The sequence below is a fragment of the Agrobacterium sp. 22-223-1 genome (assembly GCF_053522385.1).
Window position 1 is genome coordinate 657194 of record NZ_JBNWCN010000002.1, and the last position, 23883, is coordinate 681076.

The window sequence follows — 23883 nt, forward strand, 5'->3', positions numbered from 1 at the left end:
AACCCTCCGCAAACGCGCCGATACGCAGTTCGTTACCGAGCTCGCTCAGCGGGATCAGGCTGTTGGTAAAGCCTATACGAGCTTCGGCCAGGAATTCTTGAAAGAGCTTGAGATTGCCTCTGCCATCACCGAGAGCAATATACGCTCGCTAGACAACAAACTTGTCGATCTGTTGCAGATCCGCGCCGGGGCTTGGGCTACTCGCGCAGCCGTTGGTGCGGCTTCCATCGTTCTGAACAAGGCGGCTACCACTCAACAGCCTCTCGCTCAAGACGATCTTGTAACGTTGATGATGCAGAACGGCCGATCCTTCGCGAACTGGGATCAAGTTCGCAATCTTGTCGATCATCCCACGACCGACCGCTCTCTGAAGGACAGCTTCAACACGGCGGAAAACACCTATTTCAAGGGTCCGCTTTGGGACCTTGTTAACTCGATGCATGTGGATCTCGCTGACGGTCGCAGCGCGATGGTCGACCTGAAGGACTGGCTGCCTGCGAGCAGCAAGGGCCAGGCCAGCGTTGCGGATGTTGCCCTGGTGGCGATGAAACTTCTTGATGAAAAGGCAGAGCCTGGCGCAATCCGCTCTCGTGGGTGTTGCGTCATACCTGGCCATCCTGCTGGGCGCGATCGCCATGACGATCGTCGGAATGTTCATCGTCATCCGGCGCGTCACCATCCCCATCACCCACCTAACTGGGTGCATGAATAGCCTAGCGCAGGGGAACCGCGACGTGACCGTTCCGGGTGGAAAAAGGACCGACGAGATCGGCGGCATGGCGCGGTCGGTCGAGGTTTTCCGGCAGGCCGCCATCCGAAACGCCGAACTTGAAGCAGAAGCGATAGAGAACAGCCGCAGAGCGGAAGCCGAGCGTCTGGCCATCGAAGAGCGCGCCGCGGCCGAAGCGGAAGTCCGCCTTAACAACGCCACCGGCGCGCTGGCCAAAGGGCTCAGAAAATTAGCGTCGGGAGATATGCTTTGCGAGATCAAGGAGGAGCTCGCGCCCCAGTTCGAAGCACTGAGAATGGATTTCAACTCGTCCGTTGCTCAACTGAGGGAGGTGTTGATGGCTGTTGCCGATTCGTCCGGCAACGTTCATGGAGGTTCCAGCGAAATCTCTGGCGCATCGAACGATCTTGCGAAGCGAACGGAGAGCCAGGCGGCCTCACTGGAAGAAACTGTGGCTGCGTTGGAAGAGATTACAGTGAACGTCCAGACAGCGTCCGTCCGCACTTCCGAGGCTCGCGATCTGGTTCAGGGCGCACGGAAAAAGGCCGATCATTCCGGTGAAGTGGTCGGAAACGCCGTCGAGGCCATGGGACGGATCGAGCAGTCATCCAGGCAGATCATTCAGATCATCAGCGTCATCGATGAGATCGCCTTCCAGACCAATCTCCTTGCCTTGAACGCCGGGGTCGAAGCTGCCCGAGCCGGCGAGGCAGGCAAGGGCTTTGCCGTCGTAGCGCAGGAGGTCCGCGAACTCGCCCAACGTTCCGCGCACGCAGCCAAGGAGATAAAGACCCTTATCGCTAACTCTGAAGCGGCCGTTTCGGAAGGCGTCAAACTTGTCAGGGAGACAGGCGGAGGGCTGGCCGATATCGTCGATCTCATCCAGGCGATCAACCAACATATGGACGCGATCAGCATAGCCGCCAGGGAGCAGGCGTCAGGGTTGAAGGAGATCAACTCGGCAGTAAACCACATGGACCAGGCGACGCAACAGAACGCAGCCATGGTCGAAGAGATGAATGCCGCGAGCTTCGGCCTTGCGCAAGAGTCAGAGAAGCTGGCGCAGTTGCTTTCCAACTTTCGAACCTCCGGGAGCTCTGCGGAAAGAAATCGTCAGGCGGCTTGAGCTTCACGCCTGATGGCAATCCCCTTCCTCAGGGTCGGTCGGCACCGGGGGCTGATCAAATGTCATTGCCACTCAGCTGACCAGCTTCTTTTATTGTTTCGGCGGCGATCTCACGAGCCTTAACTATGTCTTTCTTGGTGGCGAAGATGTTCGCAATGTTGGCCAAAGCGGCTGATCGAACCGTCTGCTCAATCGTCCTCAACGAATACTTGGTCGCGCTTCGAACGGATGGATGGTAGCAAGGCGGCAATCACGCACAGCAGCCCTATCGCCAGAAGAGAGGCGGCAATGGGGTTTGTGACAAATACCGTCGGATCACCGCGCGAGATGATCATGGCCCTGCGTAAGTGTTCCTCAAGCAGCGGTCCAAGCACGAAGCCGAGCAGTAGCGGCGCCGGTTCGCAGCCGACGCGGATGAGGACATATCCGAGAACGCCAGAAGCAATGATGGCGTAGACATCGAACGGGTTGTTGTTAATCGAATAGCAGCCGATCGAGGCAAAGATGACAATCGCCGGGAATAGCATTCGATAGGGGATCGTCAGCATTTTCACCCATAACCCGATAAGCGGGAGATTGAGGATGACAAGCAACAGGTTGCCGACCCACATGGACGCGATAATGCCCCAGAACAGGGCGGGCTGACTATTGATCACATCAGGGCCGGGCGTGATCCCCTGAAGAATAAAGGCTCCCACGATCAGGGCCATGACGGGATGTGCAGGGATGCCGAGAGTGAGTAGCGGGATGAACGACGTCTGGGCGGCAGCGTTATTGGCGCTTTCTGGACCGGCCACGCCTTCGATTGCGCCATGACCGAACTCTTCCGGCGTCTTGGAGAGGTTCTTTTCCGCAGAATAGCTGGCGAACGAGGCGAGCACATGTCCGCCGCCGGGGAGGACGCCCAGGATCGAGCCGAGCGCAGTGCCTCTCAAGACCGGACCCGCGATTCGGCGGAAGTCCTGTTTGCTAAGCCACAGATTAGTCACTTTATTTACACCCACTTCACGCGTGTACTCGTGCTGCAGATTGCGGAAGATTTCTGCAACGCCGAATACGCCAACGGCGATCGAGACGAAGTTGATGCCTTGCGACAGTTCCAGATATCCGAAGGTGAAGCGTTCTTCGCCGGTGTAGATGTCCTGCCCGACGGTGCCCAGCAACAGGCCGACGATGATCATCCCTAGCGCCTTTAGCACAGAACCATGAGCAAGAGAGATCGATACCAGAAGGCCGAGAACGATCAGCGCGAAATATTCCGGCGCGCCGAATTCAAGTGCGACCGCGGCAAGAGGCGGCGCAGCAATCGCCAGCAGCATGGTTGCCACGCATCCCGCGAAAAAAGACCCAAGGGCTGCCGTGGCCAAAGCCTGACCCGCCCGTCCTTTCCTTGCCATCTGATAACCGTCGATGGCGGTCACCGCCGAGGAACTTTCCCCCGGCAGATTGATGAGGATCGCCGTCGTCGATCCGCCGTACTGAGCGCCATAATAAATGCCGGATAACATGATGAGCGATGTCACGGGCGAGAACGTGAAGGTTATCGGCAGCAGCATGGCAATCGTCGCAGTCGGCCCGATGCCGGGCAACACACCAACCAGTGTGCCAAGCAGCACGCCGACAAAGCACCAGACGATATTGACAGGCGTCATCGCCGTTTCGAAGCCAAGCGCGAGATTGGAAAACAGATCTATCATAGAAGCCACCTCAGAAGCCGAGAGCCGGACCGAAGGTCGGCAGCGATACGGCAAGACCGATCTTGAAGATCACGTAGCACAGGACGGACATGACGAACGCGCTGACCAGGGCGGACAGAGGCGCGTTCTTCCGCGAGGCTTGGGCCGCCATGAAGGTACAAAGGAAAACGACCGGAATGAGCCCTAGAGAACGAGCCCCGGCGCCAAAGACCGCAAGCGCCAGGCACACGAGGATGAGACCGCGCCAGGGCACGGCGCCATCGACTGGCTCCGGCGGCTTGCGCAATCCATCGATCAGGATCAGCATTCCAAATATGGAAAGTGTCACGGCCAGCACGATCGGAAAAAAGCCCGGGCCCATCTGCAGCGCGGTTCCGAAGTCGTAACTCGAACTCTGCACGATGAAGAGGGCCGCGATCCCGATGAATATACCGCCCGCAATCACGTTGTGGCGGCTGTACTTGACCGACGAGTCTTCCATTTTTTCCCTCCCGAACCTCGACACGAACTGTCAGAGGATATTGGACCCTGCGATAGCCTCGCAGACGGCGTCGGTGACCTGCTGCGTATTGGCCTTGCCTCCGACGTCTGGTGTGAGGATGCCGGCTTCTGTGACGCGTTCGACCGCAGTCATGAGCCGCGCGGCGGCATCCTTTTCACCGAGATGCTCGAGCATCTGGGCTGCCGTCCAGAAGGTGGCGATGGGGTTTGCGATGCCCTTGCCGGTGATGTCGAAGGCCGAGCCGTGGATCGGCTCGAACATCGACGGGAAGCGGCGTTCCGGATCGATGTTGCCGGTCGGGGCGACGCCGAGCGAGCCTGCCAGCGCGCCGGCAAGGTCCGACAGGATGTCGGCATGCAGGTTTGTGGCAACGATCGTATCGAGGCTCTTCGGGTTCAGCGTCATGCGCACGGTCATCGCGTCCACCAGCATCTTGTCCCAGGTGACGTCCGGGAATTCCTTCGACACCTCGGCGGCGATCTCGTCCCACATGACCATGCCGTGACGTTGTGCGTTCGACTTTGTGACGACGGTGAGCAGTTTGCGCGGGCGCGATTGAGCCAGCTTGAATGCATAGCGCATGATGCGGGTGACCCCGACGCGGGTGAAGATCGCCACTTCCGTGCCGACTTCTTCCGGCAGGCCCTTGTGGGCGCGCCCGCCATGGCCGGAGTACTCGCCTTCAGAATTTTCGCGCACGATAACCCAGTCGAGATCACCCGGGCCGCAATTGCGCAGCGGCGGGGTGATGCCCGGCAGGATCTTGGTTGGGCGCACATTCGCATACTGGTCGAACCCCTGGCAGATCGGCAAACGCAGGCCCCACAAGGTGATGTGGTCGGGCACATCCGGCGCACCCACAGCGCCGAAATAGATTGCATCGAATTTCTTGAGCGTTTCCAGCCCGTCCGCCGGCATCATCACGCCGTGCTTCTTATAGTAGTCAGAGCCCCAGTCGAAGGTTTCCGAGTGGATCTTGAAGTCACCGCTGCGCTTTTCCAGCGCTTCGAGAACCTGAAGACCCGCAGCAATCACTTCCGGCCCGATGCCATCCGCAGGAATGGCAGCTATCTTGTATTCACGCATAAGAAACCTCGAAACATCGATTGAGAGCAAGCCGTGTCCAAAAGGACACGGCAAATGGTCGCCCGGAACGTTCGTTCCGCCGATCCCTTGCAGGGACCCGCCAGCGGGATGCCTTATTTTCCCGTCTCGCTGACCAGTTTCGTAAGGCGATCTACTTCGGCCTTGAACTTTTGATCGAGGGCCGCAGGCGTTGCGAGATCCGGCGAAACCGGCGACGTTCCGAGACTTGCGAACCGTTCGATAACTACGGGATCCTTGAGGGTGCCCCGAAGCGCCTCGGCCAGCTTGTTGCGAATAGGCTCGGGCGTATTCTTCGGTGCCCAAAGTGCATGCCAGGCGCTCAGTTCAAAATTCTGGATGCCGCCTTCGGCAACCGTGGGGACATCGGGCAGTACGTCTATTCGTGCCTTCGTCGTTACGGCATAGGCATGAACTTCGTTTGCCTTGATCTGTTGCACCGTATTGGTCGTCTGGTCGCATGCCAGATCGATGCGTCCGCCGATGAGATCGGTCATTGCCGGTCCCATGCCCTTGTAGGGGACAAGCGTGATCTTGGTGCCGAGCGCGTCCTGAATAAGACGTCCACATAGATCGGAAACCGCGCCGGTTCCTGCCGTTCCGAACGTCACCTGAGGGCCACTCTTCTTCACGTAGGCTACGAGTTCGGCAAATGTCTTCGGCTCGAAATTTTTCCTGCCGACGATCGTCATCGGCACTTCGGTGATCAGCCCGATGCTCGAGAAATCTTCAATCGGCTTGTACGTCAGCTTCGGATAGAGAGCCGCGAAGGTCGCGACGCCGATGTGGTAGAGCAGAAGGCGATATCCGTCTGGATCTGCCTGAGCCACGGTCGCCGCTCCGAGCGAGCCGCCGGCTCCGCCCATATTTTCCACGAGAACCTGCTGTCCAAGAGATTTCGACATGGATTGAGCGACAAGTCGGGCGACCGTGTCGCTGGGGCCGCCCGCCGCAGCGGGGACCATGATGGTAATCGGCTTTTCTGGATAGTTCTCCTGGGCGTGGGCCAGAACGCTCGACGTTGCCAGAAGGGCGCCTGTGAGCGCCACAAGCATTTTCTTCATCGCGACTTCCTCCTCAAGTGCGCGCCAGAGTGCCTCCACACTCTGTTCCATGCTTACTTGCATGCAAGATGGAATGTATCGAAGTATCCGTGTTTGTCAATTGGCTCGATCGTCACTATAAAGGATGCTGAATAATCGAAGGTTCGTTATGATTACAGCAAACGATGTCGCCGGCGTGATTCCGCGAGATGTGCCTCAGGACGCCCCAGACAGTGGCGTTGATACGGCGGGCGCCGGTCGCGTGACCGCTGCTTACAGTGCGATCAAGGAGGCAATTCGGTCGAATGTCTTTCCTCCCGGGTACCAGGCGGCGGAGATCGAGATTGCCCGTCAATTGGGAATGAGCAGAACCCCGGTCCACGAGGCCATGGCACGGCTTCAGGAAGACGGGCTGGTTCGTATCCTTCCCAAAAAGGGTATCATTATCTGTGCGCTGTCGCCTGCTGACATTGAGGAAATCTATGAAGTGATTATCGCTCTGGAGGGAGCAGCAGCAGCACGCCTCGCACAGTTACAAATGAAAGAACGAACCCCTGTCGTGCAGATACTGCAATCAGCGACCGCCTCAATGGTCGGGGCACTGGCGGAGAATGATCTGGAGGCTTGGGCGGCAGCTGACGAGCGATTTCATGAGGAGTTGGTTGCCAGGAGTGGCAATCGACGTCTCATGCGTATGGCCGGCACGGTTGCGGATCAACTGCATCGCGCCCGAATGTTCACTCTCAATTTACGTCCCCTTCCAATCCACTCTTCAGATGAGCACTGGGAGATAATCCAGGCGATTGACAAAGGGGACGCGGAAGCCGCCAGTCGCGCCGCACGATCACACCGCCAGCACGCGCACGACGCTCTCGTCCCCCTAATCGCAAAGTTAAACCTGCGGAATCTCTAGCATTTGCCGATTTGAGCAACGCGGAGGTTGTTGGTGCTTCCAGATTGGGAGAAAGGAAAGCCGGTCACGACGACGATCAGGTCATTCGCTCTGGCAAGGTCTGTATCGATTGCTGCCTGCTCAGCCCGCTGGATAGATTGTTCGTAAGTGACGATATCTTGCGAACGCAAGCCGACGACACCCCAGAAGAGGCTGAGTTGCCGAGCCACCTGTTCAGAAGGCGTCAGCGCCATGATTGGCAAAGCAGGGCGCGCCCGCGATATTCTTGCTGCGGTCGTTCCGCTTGCGGTATAGGCGACGATTACAGGCGCCTTGACTGCCACAGCCACGTTTGCTGCTGCGGTCGCTACCGCATGCGGCGGCGACTGTGCGATCTCCGGCTCGGTTGCTTCCATAATCGGACGGTAGAGCTTGTGCTTCTCGGTCTTTTCTATGATGCGGTCCATCATCTCTACAGTTTCGATCGGATAGGAACCGGTGGCAGATTCTGCCGACAGCATCACTGCGTCCGCGCCGTCGTATATTGCGCCGGCGACATCCGAAGCCTCTGCCCGTGTCGGGGTCGGCGCCGAAACCATGGAATCCAGCATCTGCGTTGCGACGATCACCGGCTTTGCCGCCATCCGGCATGCGCGGATGATCTCCTTCTGCTTGCCGGGGACGTCTTCGGGCGGGATTTCGACGCCCAGATCGCCCCGTGCAACCATGATCGCATCCGAAAGTGCGACGATATCGTCGATCTCGTCCAGCGCAGATGGCTTCTCGATCTTGGCGACGAGCCCGGCGCGGTTGCTGACTAGCGAACGTGCCTCGATCATGTCACGCGCTTTCTGGACAAATGAAAGCGCGACCCAGTCGACCCCAAGCTCAAGGCCGAACTCGAGGTCTTTTCGGTCCTTTGTGGTCAGCGGCGATATGTCGAGTACCGCGCCCGGGACATTGACACCCTTGCGGTTGGAAATCGGGCCACCGACAATCACCTCTGCATCGAGATGCTCGTCATCGATGCTAATGGTGCGTACCCGCACCCGGCCGTCATCGATCAGCAGATCATCGCCCGGTTTGACGGCTGCAAAAATCTCGCGATGGGGGAGCGGGATATCCATCAGGCCCTTGCCGGGCTCTGTGCTGCAGACGAAGCGGATTGCAGCGCCCTTCTGGAGGTCGAGACGCCCATCCCCCAGTATGCCAATACGGATCTTCGGTCCCTGGAGATCCTGCAGTATGCCGATCGCCGTGTCTAATTCCTTCTCCATCGCCCGGATATGGCGATAGACAGCGGCATGATCGTCGCGGTTTCCGTGGCTGAAGTTGAGCCGGAAGGTATCGACGCCTGCATTGAAAAGCGCCTTCAGAATTTCGGGCGAGTTGGAGGCGGGCCCGACCGTTGCGACGATCTTGGCCCTGCGATTGCTGCGAATGAACATGGTGTTTCTATCCAATCAGGATGGCACGAATGTCGTTGACATTGGTAAGCGTCGGCCCGGTGACCACGAGGTCATCGATCGCCTTGAACGCGGTGTAGCTATCGTGGCCCGAAAGGGCCGCGCGCGGTGTGATGCCGGCCTGGCGCAGGCGGGACAAGGTTGTCGGCGTAACGATGGCTCCGGCGGCGTCCTCGACACCGTCTATCCCGTCCGTATCGCCCGCGATTGCCCAGATGCCGTCTGCTTCATTCAGGCCAATGGCGAGACTTAGCAGGAACTCGGTGTTGCGCCCGCCGCGACCAGTGGCGTCAGGCGGAAGCGAGACAGAGGTCTCGCCGCCGGACAGGATGACTGCCGGACCGGCAATCGGGTTGCCATTCTGCCTCGCAGATAGCGCGATCCCGGCAAATACGGTTCCAACTTCTCTTGCTTCCCCCTGTAGCGCATCACCAAGAATCAGGGACGTCAGTCCGTAAGAGCGGGCGGTTTGTGCTGCGGCAAAAAGCGCCATGCCTGGTGAGGCGATCATCCTGACCTCAGAATTCCGGTTGTCCCGACCTGCGGCTGCACCGCCATTAGCCAGGACCTCAACGGCTGTCTCGGGAAGGTTCAGCCGATATCGACTGACGATTTCCCTGGCGTCATCCACGGTCGTCGGGTTTGCGACCGTGGGGCCGGAAGCGATTTCGGATGGGCCGTCACCCGGCACATCGGAGATGACCAGGCTGACGACACGGGCTGGATAGGCAGCCTGTGCGAGGCGGCCACCCTTGATCCCGGAAAGCTGTCTACGCACGGTGTTCATTTCGGAGATCGTGGCGCCGCTTGCCAGAAGTACCCTGTTGACCGTCTTCTTGTCATCGAGCGTCATGCGTCCGGCAGGGGAAACAAGAAGCGAGGATCCGCCGCCGGAGATCAGGGCAATCACCAGATCGTCTGATCCGAGGCCGCTCACAGCTGCCATGATGCGGGTTGCTGCCTCGACGCTCATCTCATCAGGAACCGGATGGGATGCTTCGATGATTTCGATACGCCCGGCGGGTACGGCGTGGCCGTAACGGGTTACGACGATTCCGGTGAGATCCACATCACTCCAGGCGGTATCGAGAGCCGCGGCCATTGCGGCCGAGGCTTTGCCGGCGCCGATGACGACGCAGCGGCCCTTGGGCCGTTCCGGCAGGTGGGATGCGACCACCTTGGCCGGATCGGCGCTCGCAACCGCTGCGTCGAAGATTCGACGCAGCACATCGCAGGCGGACGCATCGTTCCAGATCATTCTGCGGCAACCAGAATATTGGACCCTGCGATAGCCTCGCAGACGGCGTCGGTGACCTGCTGCGTATTGGCCTTGCCTCCGACGTCTGGTGTGAGGATGCCGGCTTCTGTGACGCGTTCGACCGCAGTCATGAGCCGCGCGGCGGCATCCTTTTCACCGAGATGCTCGAGCATCTGGGCTGCCGTCCAGAAGGTGGCGATGGGGTTTGCGATGCCCTTGCCGGTGATGTCGAAGGCCGAGCCGTGGATCGGCTCGAACATCGACGGGAAGCGGCGTTCCGGATCGATGTTGCCGGTCGGGGCGACGCCGAGCGAGCCTGCCAGCGCGCCGGCAAGGTCCGACAGGATGTCGGCATGCAGGTTTGTGGCAACGATCGTATCGAGGCTCTTCGGGTTCAGCGTCATGCGCACGGTCATCGCGTCCACCAGCATCTTGTCCCAGGTGACGTCCGGGAATTCCTTCGACACCTCGGCGGCGATCTCGTCCCACATGACCATGCCGTGACGTTGTGCGTTCGACTTTGTGACGACGGTGAGCAGTTTGCGCGGGCGCGATTGAGCCAGCTTGAATGCATAGCGCATGATGCGGGTGACCCCGACGCGGGTGAAGATCGCCACTTCCGTGCCGACTTCTTCCGGCAGGCCCTTGTGGGCGCGCCCGCCATGGCCGGAGTACTCGCCTTCAGAATTTTCGCGCACGATAACCCAGTCGAGATCACCCGGGCCGCAATTGCGCAGCGGCGGGGTGATGCCCGGCAGGATCTTGGTTGGGCGCACATTCGCATACTGGTCGAACCCCTGGCAGATCGGCAAACGCAGGCCCCACAAGGTGATGTGGTCGGGCACATCCGGCGCACCCACAGCGCCGAAATAGATTGCATCGAATTTCTTGAGCGTTTCCAGCCCGTCCGCCGGCATCATCACGCCGTGCTTCTTATAGTAGTCAGAGCCCCAGTCGAAGGTTTCCGAGTGGATCTTGAAGTCACCGCTGCGCTTTTCCAGCGCTTCGAGAACCTGAAGACCCGCAGCAATCACTTCCGGCCCGATGCCATCCGCAGGAATGGCAGCTATCTTGTATTCACGCATAATGTTTCTCCAATAATCGTATCAGTGTTGGATGGAAGCAGTTCGCCCGGTCTGACGCGAAGCACCGCGCGCAAGTAGCAGGGTGACGACGGCCGAAACGATAAGCAATGCGGCGACGAAATAGAGACCCCCGGCGAAGCTTCCGGTCATATCCTTGATCCAGCCGATCATGGACGGGCCGACGAAGCCCCCAAGGTTGCCGATCGAGTTGATCGTCGCAATGCCCGCAGCAGCGGCCGGTCCCGACAGGAAAAGGGTCGGCATGCTCCAAAGTGGTGGTTTTGAGGCGCTGATGCCGATGTTGACGAGCGTCAGGGCAGCCAATACCGCGAAAACAGTCGTTGCGCCGGTCGCCAGGGCAAGTCCGGCAGCAGCGAGTAGGCAAGCGCCGACAACGTGCCAGGTGCGCTCGCCGGTCTTGTCGGAGTGGCGAGCCCAAAGGATCATGCCGATGACCGCGAAGACAGCCGGGACGGCATTGATAAGACCGACCTGGAAGGAGGAAAGTCCAAATCCCTTGATGATTTGCGGTGCCCAGATGCCGAGCGTGTACAGGCCAGCGGACGTGCCAAAATACACCAGCGACAGCGCCAGTACCCGCAGGTCTGCCAAGCCTGCCCAGACGCTGTGGCTCGCCTTGGGCTTGCCAGCCTGCTCCTGCTCCATAGTCTTCACCAGCCAGGCGCGCTCGTCGGCGGAGAGCCAGTTGGCCTTTTCCGGACGATCAGTCAGATAGAACAAAACCACGACGCCAAGGATCAGAGCAGGGATAGCCTCGATGATGAACATCCACTGCCAGCCTGCGAGGCCCCAGATGCCGTGCATCTCCAGCAACGCACCGGAAATCGGCGAGCCTATCGCTGTCGCAAGCGGGGCGGCTGCCATGAACATCGCCGTTACGGCGGCACGCCTGCGCGCCGGGAACCAGTAGCTCAGATAAAGGATGATACCCGGGAAGAAACCTGCTTCAGCAACGCCCAGAAGAAAACGAAGCGTGTAGAAGCTTGTCGTACCCTGCACAAGCGCCATGGCGCCGGAGACGATGCCCCAGGTGATCATCACCCGCGCAATCCAGATGCGCGCGCCAACCTTGTTCAGGATCAGGTTTGAAGGCACTTCGAAGAGAAAATAGCCAAGAAAGAAAATGCCGGCGCCGACGCCAAAGACAGTCGATGAAAACCCGAGGTCCTGGTTCATCGTCAGCGATGCGAAACCGATATTCACGCGATCGATGAAGGCGATGAGATACAGGACCATTATGAATGGCACGATGCGCCACGTAATCTTGCGCAAGACGCGCGTTTCCAGTTCGCTGGTCATAGCGAGCTCCTCCCAAAAATTCTGACGCCTCCTGCGTCACTACAAAACAATAGCTGGGGCTTGCATCGGATCACATCCTCATACAATTATATAAAAAAATGAAATAATGGAGATCAGGGTGGAGCTTGAGCAACTGAAATGTTTCGTGGCGGTCGCGGAAGAACTGCATTTTGGACGGGCTGCGCAGAAGGTGGGTCTTCTGCCCGCATCTTTGGGCAGGCACGTCAAACTGCTGGAAGAGGCGCTGGGGGCACCTTTGCTGGAGAGAACCACGCGAAATGTTTCGCTGACGGAGGACGGGATCGTTCTTCTGGAAGAAGTGCGTCCCATTCTCGGCCGCCTTGACGAGCTGGAGCAGCGGTTCAGGGCCGAAAGGCATCGACCAAGCACTGTTCTCCGGATTGGCGCCATAGACAGCGCGGCGGCCGGCCTTGTTCCTCAAGTGCTTCATGATCTCAGAGAGGAAAAGCCGGACCTTGTGACGCAACTTGTCGAGGACAAATCAATCCGGCTTATTCCCAAGCTGTTGGCCGGCCGCCTAGACCTCATCTTCATTCGTCCCAGGGAAGGGATGAGCCGCAATCTGGGCGTGAGGTTGCTCCTGGAGGAAACGCCCGTGGTGGCCGTGCCGGAAAGCCACATGTTGGCGGACCTGTCGGAGGTCACGGTTGCGGATCTGCTGGACGAGCCGCTCATCGTTCCGGAGCGCCGGTCCCGGCCCCACAGCTACGACCTGACACTCGACATCTTCGCACAGGCCGGAATTCATCCGCGTATCGCCCAAGTGGCCGATGAGAAGCAGACGATCATCAACTTGGTGGCCGCCGGCATAGGATGCGCGGTAGTGCCGCGCTGGACCTCTAAGCTTACTGTTTCCGGCGTCCGTTACATTCCCTTGAGATCGCTTGACGGTCGCCCGTTGAAAACGCTGCCGTTGGCCGTCGCGTGGGTTAAGGCAGTGCGCCACCAGGCAAGGGACGCGGTGCTGGATCTGCTCGACCGCTACGCCGATCGATACGCTGCCCTATCGTGACGTCGTCTGTCACTACTCGGACGAACGAACTTTTTCAAATTCAATATCATCATCGATTTTTCTGAGAAAAGCTTTTCTCATATTGACATTCGCCTTGCGAAAAGGTTTTCTCACCTCCTATCGAAGAGGAGGTGGGACTGAGCAACCAACGCACCAGAGCAGGACGTATCACGATCCACGATGTTGCTCGTGCCGCCGGCGTCAGCGTTTCCACCGTCTCCAAGGCGCTGAATGACAATGGTCGGATGGCGGCTGCGACGCGTGCCCGAATAAAGCAGGTGGCGGAGAGTGTCGGTTTCCGCCCCAATGCCCTGGCGCGGGGCCTGCTCTTTAACCGCTCCTTCACCATCGGCCTCCTGACGAATGATACCTATGGCCGCTTCACCCTGCCAGTGATGGCGGGCGTGTCCGAAGCGTTGGTGGATCAAGGCGTCTCGGTCTTCCTCTGTGCGATCGAGGATGATCCGGCCCTGGGAAAAATCCACGTGAACGCCATGATGGACAAGCAGGTGGACGGCATCATCGCCACGGGAAAACGCATCGACCGATCACTTCCGGTCGATCTTACCGGGCTTCCTGTTCCAGTCGTCTACGCGTTCACCGAAGGCGCGCCGGATAGCGTGACGCTAACGTCGGACGATGGGCATGGGGCAGGTCTTGCCACCGATTGGCTGCTCGGCCTCGGTCGGCGGCGGCTGGTGCATGTCACCGGGCCGGAAAGCTTCGCTTCGGTCCGCGAGCGCGCCTGTGCCTTTCGCGCCAGCGCGGGTGAGGGGGCGGAAGTGCTCAGCGGCATCTGGGCGGAGAGTTGGGGGCATGAGGCCGTCGGCCGCCTCTGGTCGCAGGCAGGAGAAAGGCCTGATGGCATCGTCTGCGGCAACGACCAGATCGCGCGCGGCGTAATCGACGCACTGCGCGAGCGAGGGATCCGGGTGCCGGAGGACGTCGCCGTCGTCGGCTTCGACAACTGGGAGATTATGGCCGCCCAGGCGCGCCCGCCGCTGACCTCGGTGGACATGAACCTGAAAGAACTGGGCAAAGAGGCGGGCCGGACCGTGCTGGCGCTTGCCGAAGGCAAGTATATCGAGCCGGGGCTGCGCAAACTGCCGTGCCGGCTTGTCGTGAGGCAATCCTGTGGAGGCAGGCCGCCTGATTGAAGTGAGGAGACGGAGTAGTCGATGACGCTCCGCGATATGGAGGAAAGTCATGCTCAGAAAATTATTGGCCGCGACATGCCTGTTTTCGGCTGCGATGCTGTCGTCCGCGTCAGCGGAAACTGTCTCTATGTGGGTTCGCTCGGGCATCGGCGATTCCTTCAAGGAGGTAGTCAAGGCGTATAACGCCAAGGGTGGCGACAGGGTCGAACTGACCGAAGTGCCTTTTGCCGAGCTGGTTCAGAAATACGCCACCGCAATTGCGGGCGGACAAGCGCCTGACGCGCTCTCCCTCGACTTAATCTACACGCCGGCCTTTGCCGCGGCTGATCAGCTCGAGGACATGACGGACTGGGCGAAGTCGCTGCCCTATTTCAATTCGCTCTCGCCGGCCCATGTGAAGCTCGGCACCTATGAGGGCAGGATCTATGGTTTGCCCCTGTCGGTGGAGACCTCGATCTTCGCCTGGAACAAAGAACTCTATAGGAAGGCCGGACTGGATCCGGAAAAGGCGCCGGCAACCTGGGAAGAGATCACCGCCAATGCGGAGAAAATCCGTGTGCTGGGCGGCGACACCTACGGCTTCTACTTCTCCGGTGGCGGCTGCGGCGGATGCATGATCTTCACCTTCACGCCGCTCGTATGGGGTGCAGGCGCCGACATCCTGTCGGCAGACGGCAAGACGGCGACCCTCGACACGCCTCAGATGCGCAAGGCAATCGACGTCTACCGGAACCTGATCGCTAAGGACACGGTTCCGGCGGGTTCGGCGAGCGACAACGGTGTTAATTTCCTGTCGATCACCAATGGCAAGATCGGCCAGCAGAGTCTTGGCGCCTTCGCAATCGGGACGCTGGTCACGCAACATCCCGAGATCGATTTCGGAGTGACTCTGATTCCGAGTGTCGATGGCAATCCCTCCTCCTTCGCCGGCGGCGATAATTTCGTCGCGACCAAGGGCACCAGACGGATCGGTAACGTCAAGGCCTTCCTGGAGTACATCTATTCTGTCGACGGCCAGAAGATCATGGCGAAGTTCGGCAGCCTGCCGACGCGTTCGGATATTGCCGACGAGGTGCTTGCCGGCCTCGATCCCCGCCTCGGCGTCGCCATGAAGGCGGTATCGGTCGCCAAGACGCCCTATACGCTGCAGTTTAACGACCTCATCAATTCGGCGAACGGCCCCTGGGCGACTTTCACCAACGCCGCGATCTACGGTGATGATGTCGACGGCGCCTTCGCCGACGCGCAGTCGGACATGCAATCGATCATCGACGCGGCACAATAAGTAGCGCCGAGCGGAACGGACCACTCTCCCGCCCAAACCGCAGGAGGAGCAGAAAGGCTCCTCCTTGCTCCAGCCAATCGAAAGCGAACGTACCATGACGACGCCCCACGTCCCATCCCGGCCGCCCCGTGCGCTGCGCAAGCGAAGCAGATCAGACCTGTCGGGCCTTATCTACATTGCGCCGGCTATGGCCCTGGTCACGTTGTTCTTTGTGATCCCCGTGCTGTTCACGCTCTGGATGAGCTTTCACCGCTGGCCCCTGCTCGGCGCGCCCCGCTGGATCGGGCTCGGAAACTACGCCCGCATGCTGACGGATGCGCGCTTCTTCACCGCCCTCGGCTTCACTGCCCACTACACGGTGGTGGTCACGATCGCCATTTTCGCAATCGCCTTTCCTCTCGCCTTCTTCGTGGAGAAGCAGAGACGGTTCGTTTCAATCTATCGCACCATCATCTTCCTGCCTGTCGTCGTCGGCCTTGCCTCGGCGTCGCTGCTATGGGTGTGGCTCGCCAATGTCGACAGCGGGCTTTTTGCGCCCTTGCTCCAAGCGCTCGGCCTAACGTCCAGCCGGGTGAACCTGCTCGCGACTTTTGACATGGCCTTCCTCACCGTCATCATCATGGTGGTCTGGAAGGTCGCGGGCTTCACCATGATCATTCTTCTGACCGGACTTCAGGCGATTCCGGCCGAACTGACGGAGGCCGCGCGCATCGATGGTGCCCGCCGCTGGCAGCGCTTCCGTCATCTGACGCTTCCGCTGATGCGCCGCACACTGGCGCTGGCGCTGATCCTGTCGATCACCGGCTCGATCCTTGCCTTCGACCAGTTCTACATCATGACGTCCGGTGGGCCGCAGAACCGGATGATTTCAGTGGTCTACTACATCTTCAACCAGTCCTTCGTATCCTTCAATCTTGGCTATGGCGCAGCGCTGTCCATCGCGCTTCTGGCCATTCTTGTCGCCATCAGCATCGCACAACTCCGGCTGCTCAAAGTGGGAGACGACCGTCCATGAAGACCCGTCGGAATATTCGAGCCCGCAAGGTGTTCTTGAGCCGCATCGCCTATCACGGCGTCGGTATCGGAACGGTATTCTTCTTCCTTGCGCCGTTCCTTGTCAGTTTCCTCGCCTCGTTCCGGTCGAACAGTGAAAACGGGCAGCCGCCGCTACCGCCGTGGCCGATCAACGGCATCAGCATCGATGCGTACCGGACGCTGGACGGGTTTGGCTCCGGCGTTTGGCAGCACACACTCAATTCGCTTGTCGTGTCGCTGGGCACCGTTGTCCTGACCGTGGTGGTCAGTGTGCTTGCCGGCTACGGTTTCTCGCGCTGCCGCTTCCCGTTGAAGAACGCGCTCTTCGTGCTGATCATCACCACGCTGATGATCCCGTTCCAATCGATCCTCACTCCGCTCTTCATCATTCTGGCGAAACTCGGCCTCAACAATTCGCTGTTCGGGCTGATGCTGATCTACGTGACGCTGCAACTGCCCTTTTCCGTCTTTATGATGCGTAACGCCTTCGATGCAGTGCCTAAGGAAATCGAAGAGGCTGCCCGTATTGATGGAGCACGGGATTTGAAGCTGCTTTTGCGCGTCCTGACGCCGCTTGCGATGCCCGGCATCGCGACGGTCTCCATCTTTGCCTTTCTCAATGCGTGGAACGAGTTCTTGGCCGCACTCGTACTGCTCTCCAGCAACGAGAACTATACGTTGCCGGTCCTGATGACGGCAGTTCGTGCCGGGCGGCTCGGCGCGATCAACTGGGGAGCCGTCCAGGCCGGCGTCACCGTCATGGTCGTGCCCTGCCTTTTCGTCTTCCTTCTCCTGCAACGCTACTACATGCGCGGCCTGATGGCCGGGGCCGTGAAATGAAAGAGAGTAAGCCCATGAACAATACCCCCAAAACTCGCCAGTTCCGCCCTGTCGCCGTCCCGGATGTCGAGGTGGGAGGCCTCTTTGGCCAGAAACAGGACGCAATATGTCAATCCACCGCCGCCACGCTTCTGGATCGCTGCATTGAAGCGGGCATGCTTCGTCAGATCGATATCGACCAGCCGGCCCCCGGTGTCGTCATTCCTTACCATAGCATGAGCCCGACCATGCCGGCCACCGAGAGCAAGGCGCGGGTATCCACACAGATGTTCTGGGACAGCGATTTCGGCAAGTCGATCGAGACCGCCGCCTATTCGCTTTATCGCAAGCCCAATCCCGAGCTTGAGGCGCGGGTCGATGCCATCATCGATCTTTACGAAAAGCTTCAGCGGCCGGACGGCTATCTCAATTCGTGGTATCAGCGTATCGTCCCCGGCCGGGAATGGACGAACCTGCGCGATACGCATGAACTGTATTGCGCGGGTCATCTGATGGAGGGGGCTGTTGCCTACTTCCAGGCGACAGGAAAGCGAAAGCTGCTCGACATCATGTGCCGCTATGCCGACCACATGATCGCTGTGTTCGGGCGCGGCGAGGGCCAGATCGCCGGCTATTGCGGCCACGAGGAAATCGAACTCGCGCTTGTCAAGCTTGCGCGCGTTACGGGAGAAAGGAAATATCTCGGCCTCTCGAAGTTCTTCATCGACGAGCGCGGCACCCAGCCGCATTACTTTGATATCGAGGCGCGCAAAGACGAACGTGATCCGAAGAACTTCATCTTCGGAACCTATGAATACAACCAATCCCATGTGCCGGTGCGCGAGCAGCGGAAAGTCGTTGGGCACGCGGTGCGGGCCATGTATCTCTATTCCGGTATGGCTGACATCGCCACCGAGTATAACGACGATACGCTGAGCACGGCACTCGACGCGCTTTGGGAGGACCTCACCGCCAAGCAGATGTACATCACGGGCGGGATCGGTCCGGCTGCGGCTAACGAAGGTTTCACCGACTACTACGATTTGCCGAATGACACGGCCTATGCGGAGACCTGCGCGTCTGTCGGGCTTGTTTTCTGGGCGAGCCGGATGCTTGGACGCGGCCCGAACCGGCGTTATGCGGATATCATGGAGCAGGCGCTCTACAACGGCGCCATGTCGGGCCTTTCCATTGACGGCAAAACGTTTTTCTACGAGAACCCGCTGGAAACGACGGGCGGGCATCACCGGTGGAAGTGGCATCACTGCCCCTGCTGCCCGCCGAATATCGCCCGCCTCCTGGCCTCGGTCGGTTCCTACATGTACGCGGTAGCCGATGATGAGGTCGCCGTGCATCTTTATGGCGAAAGCACCTTGCGCTGCACGCTCGCCAACAGTGCAGAACTGACGCTGAAGCAGGCCACCAACTATCCCTGGGAGGGCAGCATCGCGTTCAACGCAGCGCTTGCCGCGCCGGCGCATTTTGCGCTTTCGTTGCGCATTCCGGCATGGGCCGAGGGGGCGACACTCAGCATCAACGGGGACATGCTGGATCTGCGTGCCGTCACCGTCGACGGCTATGCCCGTATCGAACGCGAATGGGCCGACGGTGACAGGGTGGCTCTTTTCCTGCCGCTGTCGCTGCGGCCGCAATACGCCAATCCCAAGATCAGACAGGATGCCGGCCGCGTTGCGTTGATGCGCGGGCCGTTAGTCTATTGCGCCGAAGAAGTCGACAATGGCGGCGATCTGAACACCTTCTTCGTGCCGGCCAAACTATCGCAGGAGAAGACCGAGATGCTGGCGGACCTCGACGGCGCGGTCGCCGTCGATCTCGCCGTCGAGCGGGAAGACGCTTCCGGATGGGGCGATGCACTCTATCGCACGGCGCCGGCCGAGCGCAAACCTGTCTCGCTGCGCCTTGTACCCTATCATCTCTGGGACAACCGCGCGCCGGGCAGCATGCTCGTCTGGCTGCGGGCGATGAAATGAGGTGGCCCCAATGACGAACGATGCACGGGCCACGAGCCTGACGCTGACGGCGGTGCGCAAAAGCTACGGCAGTCTCGATGTCATTCACGGTGTCGATCTGACAATCGGCGAGGGCGAGTTTGTCGTCTTCGTCGGGCCTTCCGGATGCGGGAAATCCACGCTGCTTCGCATGATCGCCGGGCTGGAAGAGGTGACCGACGGCGAAATCGCCATCAAGGGGCGGGACGTCACGGATCTCGATCCTTCGGACCGCGGCATCGCCATGGTTTTCCAGTCCTATGCGCTTTATCCACACATGAGCGTGCGGGACAATCTCGCATTTGGCCTTAAGATGTCGCGGACCGATGCGGCGGAAATCCAGGCTCGAGTCGCGCAGGCTTCCGCAATTCTCAAGATCGAGCATCTTCTGGGCCGGCGGCCGGGTCAGCTTTCCGGCGGGCAGCGGCAGCGCGTGGCGATCGGCAGGGCCATCGTGCGCAAGCCTGACGTCTTTCTGTTCGACGAACCCCTGTCGAATCTGGACGCGGAGCTGCGCGTCTCGATGCGGATCGAAATTGCCCGGCTGCACCGAAACCTGAACAATACGATGATCTATGTGACGCATGACCAGACGGAAGCCATGACGCTTGCCGACCGGATCGTCATCCTGCGGGACGGCCGGATCGAGCAGGTTGGCACGCCGCGGCAGGTCTACGAGGACCCGGCCAATACGTTCGTAGCCGGATTCATCGGCTCGCCCCGCATGAACCTGCTGGAAGGGCAGTGTGCGCAAGGCGGCATTCGCATAGGCGAGGCGCTTCTGCCGTTGCCATCACTTCATGTCGGTCTTGCAGAACAGGCCCCTGTGACCCTCGGCATCCGGCCCGAACACATGCTGATCTCGGAAGACGCCGAAAAGAGCATTCCAGCTGTGGTGGAGTTCACTGAGTATCTCGGCGGCACCTACTATATCTACTGCCGCTTGGCGGGAGGGCAGAGCATTACCATCGAAAGCCAAGGCGACCTGCAGCCCACCAACGGGGAGCGAATAAGGATCGCTTATCCCGCCGCGCGTAGCTTCGTCTTCGACGACAAGGGCCGCCGCGTGAGGTAACGGTAAAAACGCGACGATGAGCTGCTCGCCGGGGCAACAACAGCATTCGATTCGACCTCGATGTTGCACGGCGGCGCAGGTTCGCAAAGGCCCGCTCGAAAGCATAGCGCCCGTCGGAGTGTCTCGACAGTTTATTTTCGTCCGTAGGTGCCGGATCTGGCTTTTCAAATGCTCAAAGCAAGTCTGTAAGGTCAACGGGTCAAAAGACGGTGGAGGACGTTCTTCAAATGGCGGTGGAGCGCCTCGATGGCGCGATATACGTCCCGATCTTTCAGCGCCACGACGACGTCCACATGTTCCTCCGTTGACCGTATCGTGTTGACGGTGTTGACGGCGTCGCGGTTGAGGAGTCTGAGAAGATACATCTTCTGACTAAGTCGTTGATAATAGGCGGTAATTTGCTCGTTGTCGAAAGCCGCCACGAAGCTGCCATGAAAGAGTTCCTGGAGTTCGCGAACCGGCGCAACCAAATCCGAGGACTGCCCGAACCCTCTGACAAGCTCGATGATATCGGCATGCGCCTGCGGCATATCGTTGATCCAGGCCGGAGAAAGGCCTTCGGCAAGCCGACGAAGACCTTCCGATTCCAGTAGTTCGCGGAACTGAAATTTGCCGCCAACGAATTTGACATTGGGATAGAATATCGTCGCCCCGAGACGTTTGCGACAAAAGCTCTGACGGCATTCAAGGGAGGCAGGCGACGGGAGGGTCAATAGCGACTTTCTAGGCGGGAAGAGCTTGGCTGATCGTGAAGGGTCGCACCAGTTCAAGTTACGTTGCCGCTTGCCGTCAAATAACGCCGTCTTTTCGCTTCCGTTCCGCTCCTATCCTGTACCTAGCCGCATTTCGCGTTCATCAGGCGACTTTGAGCCTCATTAGTAAGCTACTGAAAATATGACGTAAATTGGCGGATAAATTTCTGTGGATAGGGTAGACAAACCTCTTTTTGAGTGCGGCGCGTCTACCAATTCCGCCATTGGGGCAACGGTGGTAATGCCACGGCGTCTATCATGGTCAAGGCCATACGTGCAACCCCAAAGCTGACTTATCCTTTTGAATTGCGCGTGTTTGCGCGCGCGGTTTGCCGTCTTTGCCGGGCCGCCGATCAAAATGTTGCGGAGGGTGGCTGTGCCGGATCGCGACACCTGCAGTTGCGGCATTAGGGTAATATTAGGGACCTCTAATAAATTAGAATATACGCAATTACTAATTGAATTATGATGTCAGCGTGGAGTTTCCACGCGGGGCGGGAATGGCCAAACTCATAGGGAGGAAATTATGAGGGCTTTTTCTCGCAATTTATTACTGTCCGCCTGCCTGATCCTGCCGATCAACGCCCATGCGCTGGATATCGGGATCGGTGGCGAGAATGGGGTTAACGCCAGTGTTGGCGACAATGGCAGCGGTGGGCTCGGGGTCGATGCCTCCGTTGGCGGCAGCAGTGGCGTTAACGCCAGTGCGGATGTCGGCGGCAGGAGCGGCGGCGGGCTGGGTGCGGATGTCAACGCATCGGTCGGCGGCAGCAATGGGGTCAATGCGGATGTCAATGCATCCGTCGGCGGTTCCAGCGGCGTCAATGCCGGTGTGAACGCTTCCGTTGGCGGCTCGGATGGCATCAATGCCAATGTCGGGGCCAATGTGGGCGGCTCGAGCGGTGTCGGTCTCGGCGTCGGCGTCGGTATCGGCGGCTCCGGTTCGACCGGCACACCCGGAAATCCCGGCGGCAGCACCACCGGTCCCGGCGGCTCGGGCACGGTGTCTCCCGGCGCGATGCGCAATGCCCTGCAAGCCTACAACGATATGTCGCGGACCGAGCAGATCAAGCTCGCCCGCCGTTGTGTCGATATTCTGGGCGGCGGATACGATGCGGCGCTGACGCAATTGTGCAAGATGATCCGGACGGCTTCGCGCTGAAGCAGGCTTTGCCCGTGTCAGAAACTTCGAAGGGCGCCACCGGCGCCCTTCGGATCAATTGCCCTTGCGTCCGAAAGACAGGATCTTCTGCCGCAGGCTGCGGGCGAGGTTGCGGGTGTTGCGGTACATGTCCACCTGCGTGGAAACCTGCCGCACGTCCCGGTCGCTGTTCTGGGCAAGCCCGACGACCAGCGTGCCCATTTCCTGACGCTCCTGCCAGAAACGGCTCATGATCGGATGATCGGGCACGGCGCAGCTGTCGCTGCGCAGAATATTGGCGTCATCCAGATGCCAGTCGGTCAATTTCTGCACCAGCAGCTTGCCGGGAGAAAATTGCGCATAGCTCTCGTCGAAAGCGGTCTTCCACGTATAGGCCTCGCCCGCCGTGATGAAGACGACCATGGAGGCGATGGCGCTGCCATTGAGATCGATGGTGTGGATACGCACCGCATCCGCTTCGGCCAGATTGGTGATCGCCTCGCGGGCGAAGGCGGCGCGATAACGGTCGTTGACCAGCGCGGTGCGCTTGCGGCCTTTCCAGCCGCTCGCCTCCAGCGCCAGAAACTCCTCCATGCGGTAACGCACGTCCGCTGGCTGCCGGGTAACGGTATAGGAGAGGGGCCCAAGTTTTTCGAGCTGACGCCACTGCCTGTTCATTTCGCGCAAATGGTGCGGCGCAAGGGCGTTTCGCAGATACGCCTTGCCATCGAGAAGGCTTTCCAGCATCGGCCGGTAATAATTGCCCGTCGTCGTCACCGGCAGGTTGCGGCTGAGCGCGATGGCTTTGAACATGCGGGCAAACGGCCCTTCCAGCCGGACATCCGGCAGAACCAGAACATTCGGCAGACGCATGTTGCTGTCGGAAAGCGCGTCGAAAAGATTGTCGAGGGTTTCGGCAGCGCCTTCGGTGTCGACCAGCGGCGTGCCGAGCGGCCCGAATGGATTGGCCCAGACGCGAATGATGGAGGGACCGATGGAAAAGCCCGGCTTTTCCACGGTGAAGGGCATCAGGAAGCGCATGCGGCTTCTGGCGCCATTCTCATCGCGAATGAGAGCGAAGCGCACGGACTTGTCCTCGATGCGCGGCATGGCGGGCGCGAGAAGCCTTCCGGTGAAGAAGACATTCGCCTCCATGACGCGGTTGGACAGAAAGTCGAGTTCTTCCTGCATCTCATAACCGAGCTGACCCGGATAGATGCAGAATTCCCTGCCATCGCGGCCCACGCGTCGGCTGCTGTCGGCCACGGGGCGGTCACGCTCCGCAGACGCCATCAGTGCCGCGATGCGCGGGTCCTGAAAATCCGGATTCTTTGGATCGCTGGACATGCTTATC

21 protein-coding genes are annotated in these 23883 nt (G+C 59.7%); 11 read left to right on the forward strand and 10 right to left on the reverse strand.

The genetic code is table 11. The features are described from left to right. Positions 1 to 97 precede the first annotated feature (97 nt). Entirely contained in the window at positions 98 to 712 is a 615-nt protein-coding gene (locus ACQZ60_RS15175; protein WP_236760050.1) for a hypothetical protein, read from the forward strand. Further along, positions 636 to 1856, forward strand: coding sequence for a methyl-accepting chemotaxis protein (locus ACQZ60_RS15180; RefSeq protein WP_236760049.1), 1221 nt, complete (start codon positions 636 to 638; stop codon positions 1854 to 1856). Before ACQZ60_RS15175 ends, ACQZ60_RS15180 begins: the two co-directional genes overlap by 77 nt. A 188-nt stretch (positions 1857 to 2044) precedes the next feature. Here the strand turns inward: ACQZ60_RS15180 and ACQZ60_RS15185 are convergent, their stop codons facing one another. The 4 genes from ACQZ60_RS15185 to ACQZ60_RS15200 form a co-directional block, all read right to left on the reverse strand. Further along, a complete protein-coding gene (locus ACQZ60_RS15185; protein ID WP_210247477.1) occupies positions 2045 to 3550 on the reverse strand; it encodes a tripartite tricarboxylate transporter permease in 1506 nt (501 codons plus the stop codon). 13 nt (positions 3551 to 3563) lie between these two features. Next, positions 3564 to 4034 carry a tripartite tricarboxylate transporter TctB family protein gene (locus ACQZ60_RS15190; RefSeq protein ID WP_149622426.1) on the reverse strand — a complete coding sequence of 157 codons (471 nt, stop codon included), beginning with the start codon at positions 4032 to 4034 and terminating at the stop codon, positions 3564 to 3566. A gap of 30 nt (positions 4035 to 4064) precedes the next feature. Then, on the reverse strand, positions 4065 to 5141 hold the full coding sequence (locus ACQZ60_RS15195) for a tartrate dehydrogenase (protein ID WP_149622427.1): 1077 nt from the start codon (positions 5139 to 5141) through the stop codon (positions 4065 to 4067). Positions 5142 to 5254: 113 nt separating this feature from the next. Further along, positions 5255 to 6223 carry a tripartite tricarboxylate transporter substrate binding protein BugD gene (locus ACQZ60_RS15200; protein WP_149622428.1) on the reverse strand — a complete coding sequence of 323 codons (969 nt, stop codon included), beginning with the start codon at positions 6221 to 6223 and terminating at the stop codon, positions 5255 to 5257. A gap of 148 nt (positions 6224 to 6371) precedes the next feature. Between ACQZ60_RS15200 and ACQZ60_RS15205 the strand changes: the two genes are divergently transcribed. Continuing rightward, positions 6372 to 7115 carry a GntR family transcriptional regulator gene (locus ACQZ60_RS15205; protein ID WP_149622429.1) on the forward strand — a complete coding sequence of 248 codons (744 nt, stop codon included), beginning with the start codon at positions 6372 to 6374 and terminating at the stop codon, positions 7113 to 7115. Here the strand turns inward: ACQZ60_RS15205 and pyk are convergent. The 4 genes from pyk to ACQZ60_RS15225 are packed head-to-tail and all read right to left on the reverse strand — an operon-like array spanning position 7112 to position 12223. Beyond that, positions 7112 to 8542 (reverse strand): pyruvate kinase, encoded by a 1431-nt coding sequence (gene pyk / locus ACQZ60_RS15210; RefSeq protein WP_149622430.1) that lies wholly within the window; start codon positions 8540 to 8542, stop codon positions 7112 to 7114. The two genes, ACQZ60_RS15205 and pyk, sit on opposite strands and share 4 nt — an antisense overlap. A gap of 7 nt (positions 8543 to 8549) precedes the next feature. Next, positions 8550 to 9818, reverse strand: a complete 1269-nt coding sequence (locus tag ACQZ60_RS15215) for a glycerate kinase type-2 family protein (RefSeq protein WP_149622431.1) — start codon at positions 9816 to 9818, stop codon at positions 8550 to 8552. Further along, a complete protein-coding gene (locus tag ACQZ60_RS15220; RefSeq protein WP_149622432.1) occupies positions 9815 to 10903 on the reverse strand; it encodes a tartrate dehydrogenase in 1089 nt (362 codons plus the stop codon). Before ACQZ60_RS15220 ends, ACQZ60_RS15215 begins: the two co-directional genes overlap by 4 nt. A gap of 21 nt (positions 10904 to 10924) precedes the next feature. Beyond that, positions 10925 to 12223 (reverse strand): MFS transporter, encoded by a 1299-nt coding sequence (locus ACQZ60_RS15225; RefSeq protein WP_149622433.1) that lies wholly within the window; start codon positions 12221 to 12223, stop codon positions 10925 to 10927. A 118-nt stretch (positions 12224 to 12341) separates the two neighbouring features. Between ACQZ60_RS15225 and ACQZ60_RS15230 the strand changes: the two genes are divergently transcribed. The 7 genes from ACQZ60_RS15230 (at position 12342) to ACQZ60_RS15260 (ending at position 20636) form a co-directional block, all read left to right on the forward strand. Beyond that, a complete protein-coding gene (locus ACQZ60_RS15230) occupies positions 12342 to 13256 on the forward strand; it encodes a LysR family transcriptional regulator (RefSeq protein ID WP_149622561.1) in 915 nt (304 codons plus the stop codon). A gap of 137 nt (positions 13257 to 13393) precedes the next feature. Next, on the forward strand, positions 13394 to 14413 hold the full coding sequence (locus ACQZ60_RS15235; RefSeq protein ID WP_149622562.1) for a LacI family DNA-binding transcriptional regulator: 1020 nt from the start codon (positions 13394 to 13396) through the stop codon (positions 14411 to 14413). A gap of 49 nt (positions 14414 to 14462) precedes the next feature. Then, positions 14463 to 15698 carry an ABC transporter substrate-binding protein gene (locus tag ACQZ60_RS15240; RefSeq protein ID WP_149622434.1) on the forward strand — a complete coding sequence of 412 codons (1236 nt, stop codon included), beginning with the start codon at positions 14463 to 14465 and terminating at the stop codon, positions 15696 to 15698. Positions 15699 to 15792: 94 nt separating this feature from the next. Beyond that, positions 15793 to 16713, forward strand: coding sequence for a carbohydrate ABC transporter permease (locus ACQZ60_RS15245; protein WP_149622435.1), 921 nt, complete (start codon positions 15793 to 15795; stop codon positions 16711 to 16713). Further along, complete coding sequence (locus ACQZ60_RS15250) at positions 16710 to 17573, forward strand: carbohydrate ABC transporter permease (protein WP_149622436.1); 864 nt, start codon at positions 16710 to 16712, stop codon at positions 17571 to 17573. Before ACQZ60_RS15245 ends, ACQZ60_RS15250 begins: the two co-directional genes overlap by 4 nt. Positions 17574 to 17587: 14 nt before the next feature. Next, positions 17588 to 19543 (forward strand): glycoside hydrolase family 127 protein, encoded by a 1956-nt coding sequence (locus ACQZ60_RS15255; RefSeq protein WP_448735533.1) that lies wholly within the window; start codon positions 17588 to 17590, stop codon positions 19541 to 19543. Between the two features lie 10 nt (positions 19544 to 19553). Next, positions 19554 to 20636, forward strand: a complete 1083-nt coding sequence (locus tag ACQZ60_RS15260) for an ABC transporter ATP-binding protein (protein WP_149622438.1) — start codon at positions 19554 to 19556, stop codon at positions 20634 to 20636. Between the two features lie 191 nt (positions 20637 to 20827). Here ACQZ60_RS15260 and ACQZ60_RS15265 read toward each other — a convergent pair whose 3' ends face one another. After that, complete coding sequence (locus ACQZ60_RS15265) at positions 20828 to 21406, reverse strand: FCD domain-containing protein (RefSeq protein WP_149622439.1); 579 nt, start codon at positions 21404 to 21406, stop codon at positions 20828 to 20830. Positions 21407 to 21914: 508 nt separating this feature from the next. On the opposite strand from ACQZ60_RS15265, the gene uppQ reads away from it, so the two are divergent. Then, entirely contained in the window at positions 21915 to 22550 is a 636-nt protein-coding gene (uppQ, locus tag ACQZ60_RS15270) for a polysaccharide biosynthesis GNAT family N-acetyltransferase UppQ (protein ID WP_020812124.1), read from the forward strand. A 54-nt stretch (positions 22551 to 22604) separates the two neighbouring features. Here the strand turns inward: uppQ and ACQZ60_RS15275 are convergent, their stop codons facing one another. Continuing rightward, positions 22605 to 23876: a GNAT family N-acetyltransferase gene (locus ACQZ60_RS15275; protein WP_031234272.1), complete on the reverse strand. Its 1272-nt coding sequence runs from the start codon at positions 23874 to 23876 to the stop codon at positions 22605 to 22607. Positions 23877 to 23883 lie beyond the last annotated feature (7 nt).

Coding starts and splice junctions, on each gene's coding strand:
- ACQZ60_RS15180 (WP_236760049.1), top strand. CDS start 636: ATGACGATCGTCGGAATGTTCATCGTCATCCGGCGCGTCACCATCCCC.
- ACQZ60_RS15190 (WP_149622426.1), bottom strand. CDS start 4,034: ATGGAAGACTCGTCGGTCAAGTACAGCCGCCACAACGTGATTGCGGGC.
- ACQZ60_RS15195 (WP_149622427.1), bottom strand. CDS start 5,141: ATGCGTGAATACAAGATAGCTGCCATTCCTGCGGATGGCATCGGGCCG.
- ACQZ60_RS15200 (WP_149622428.1), bottom strand. CDS start 6,223: ATGAAGAAAATGCTTGTGGCGCTCACAGGCGCCCTTCTGGCAACGTCG.
- ACQZ60_RS15205 (WP_149622429.1), top strand. CDS start 6,372: ATGATTACAGCAAACGATGTCGCCGGCGTGATTCCGCGAGATGTGCCT.
- pyk (WP_149622430.1), bottom strand. CDS start 8,542: ATGTTCATTCGCAGCAATCGCAGGGCCAAGATCGTCGCAACGGTCGGG.
- ACQZ60_RS15215 (WP_149622431.1), bottom strand. CDS start 9,818: ATGATCTGGAACGATGCGTCCGCCTGCGATGTGCTGCGTCGAATCTTC.
- ACQZ60_RS15220 (WP_149622432.1), bottom strand. CDS start 10,903: ATGCGTGAATACAAGATAGCTGCCATTCCTGCGGATGGCATCGGGCCG.
- ACQZ60_RS15225 (WP_149622433.1), bottom strand. CDS start 12,223: ATGACCAGCGAACTGGAAACGCGCGTCTTGCGCAAGATTACGTGGCGC.
- ACQZ60_RS15240 (WP_149622434.1), top strand. CDS start 14,463: ATGCTCAGAAAATTATTGGCCGCGACATGCCTGTTTTCGGCTGCGATG.
- ACQZ60_RS15245 (WP_149622435.1), top strand. CDS start 15,793: ATGACGACGCCCCACGTCCCATCCCGGCCGCCCCGTGCGCTGCGCAAG.
- ACQZ60_RS15250 (WP_149622436.1), top strand. CDS start 16,710: ATGAAGACCCGTCGGAATATTCGAGCCCGCAAGGTGTTCTTGAGCCGC.
- ACQZ60_RS15255 (WP_448735533.1), top strand. CDS start 17,588: ATGAACAATACCCCCAAAACTCGCCAGTTCCGCCCTGTCGCCGTCCCG.
- ACQZ60_RS15260 (WP_149622438.1), top strand. CDS start 19,554: ATGACGAACGATGCACGGGCCACGAGCCTGACGCTGACGGCGGTGCGC.
- uppQ (WP_020812124.1), top strand. CDS start 21,915: ATGAGGGCTTTTTCTCGCAATTTATTACTGTCCGCCTGCCTGATCCTG.
- ACQZ60_RS15275 (WP_031234272.1), bottom strand. CDS start 23,876: ATGTCCAGCGATCCAAAGAATCCGGATTTTCAGGACCCGCGCATCGCG.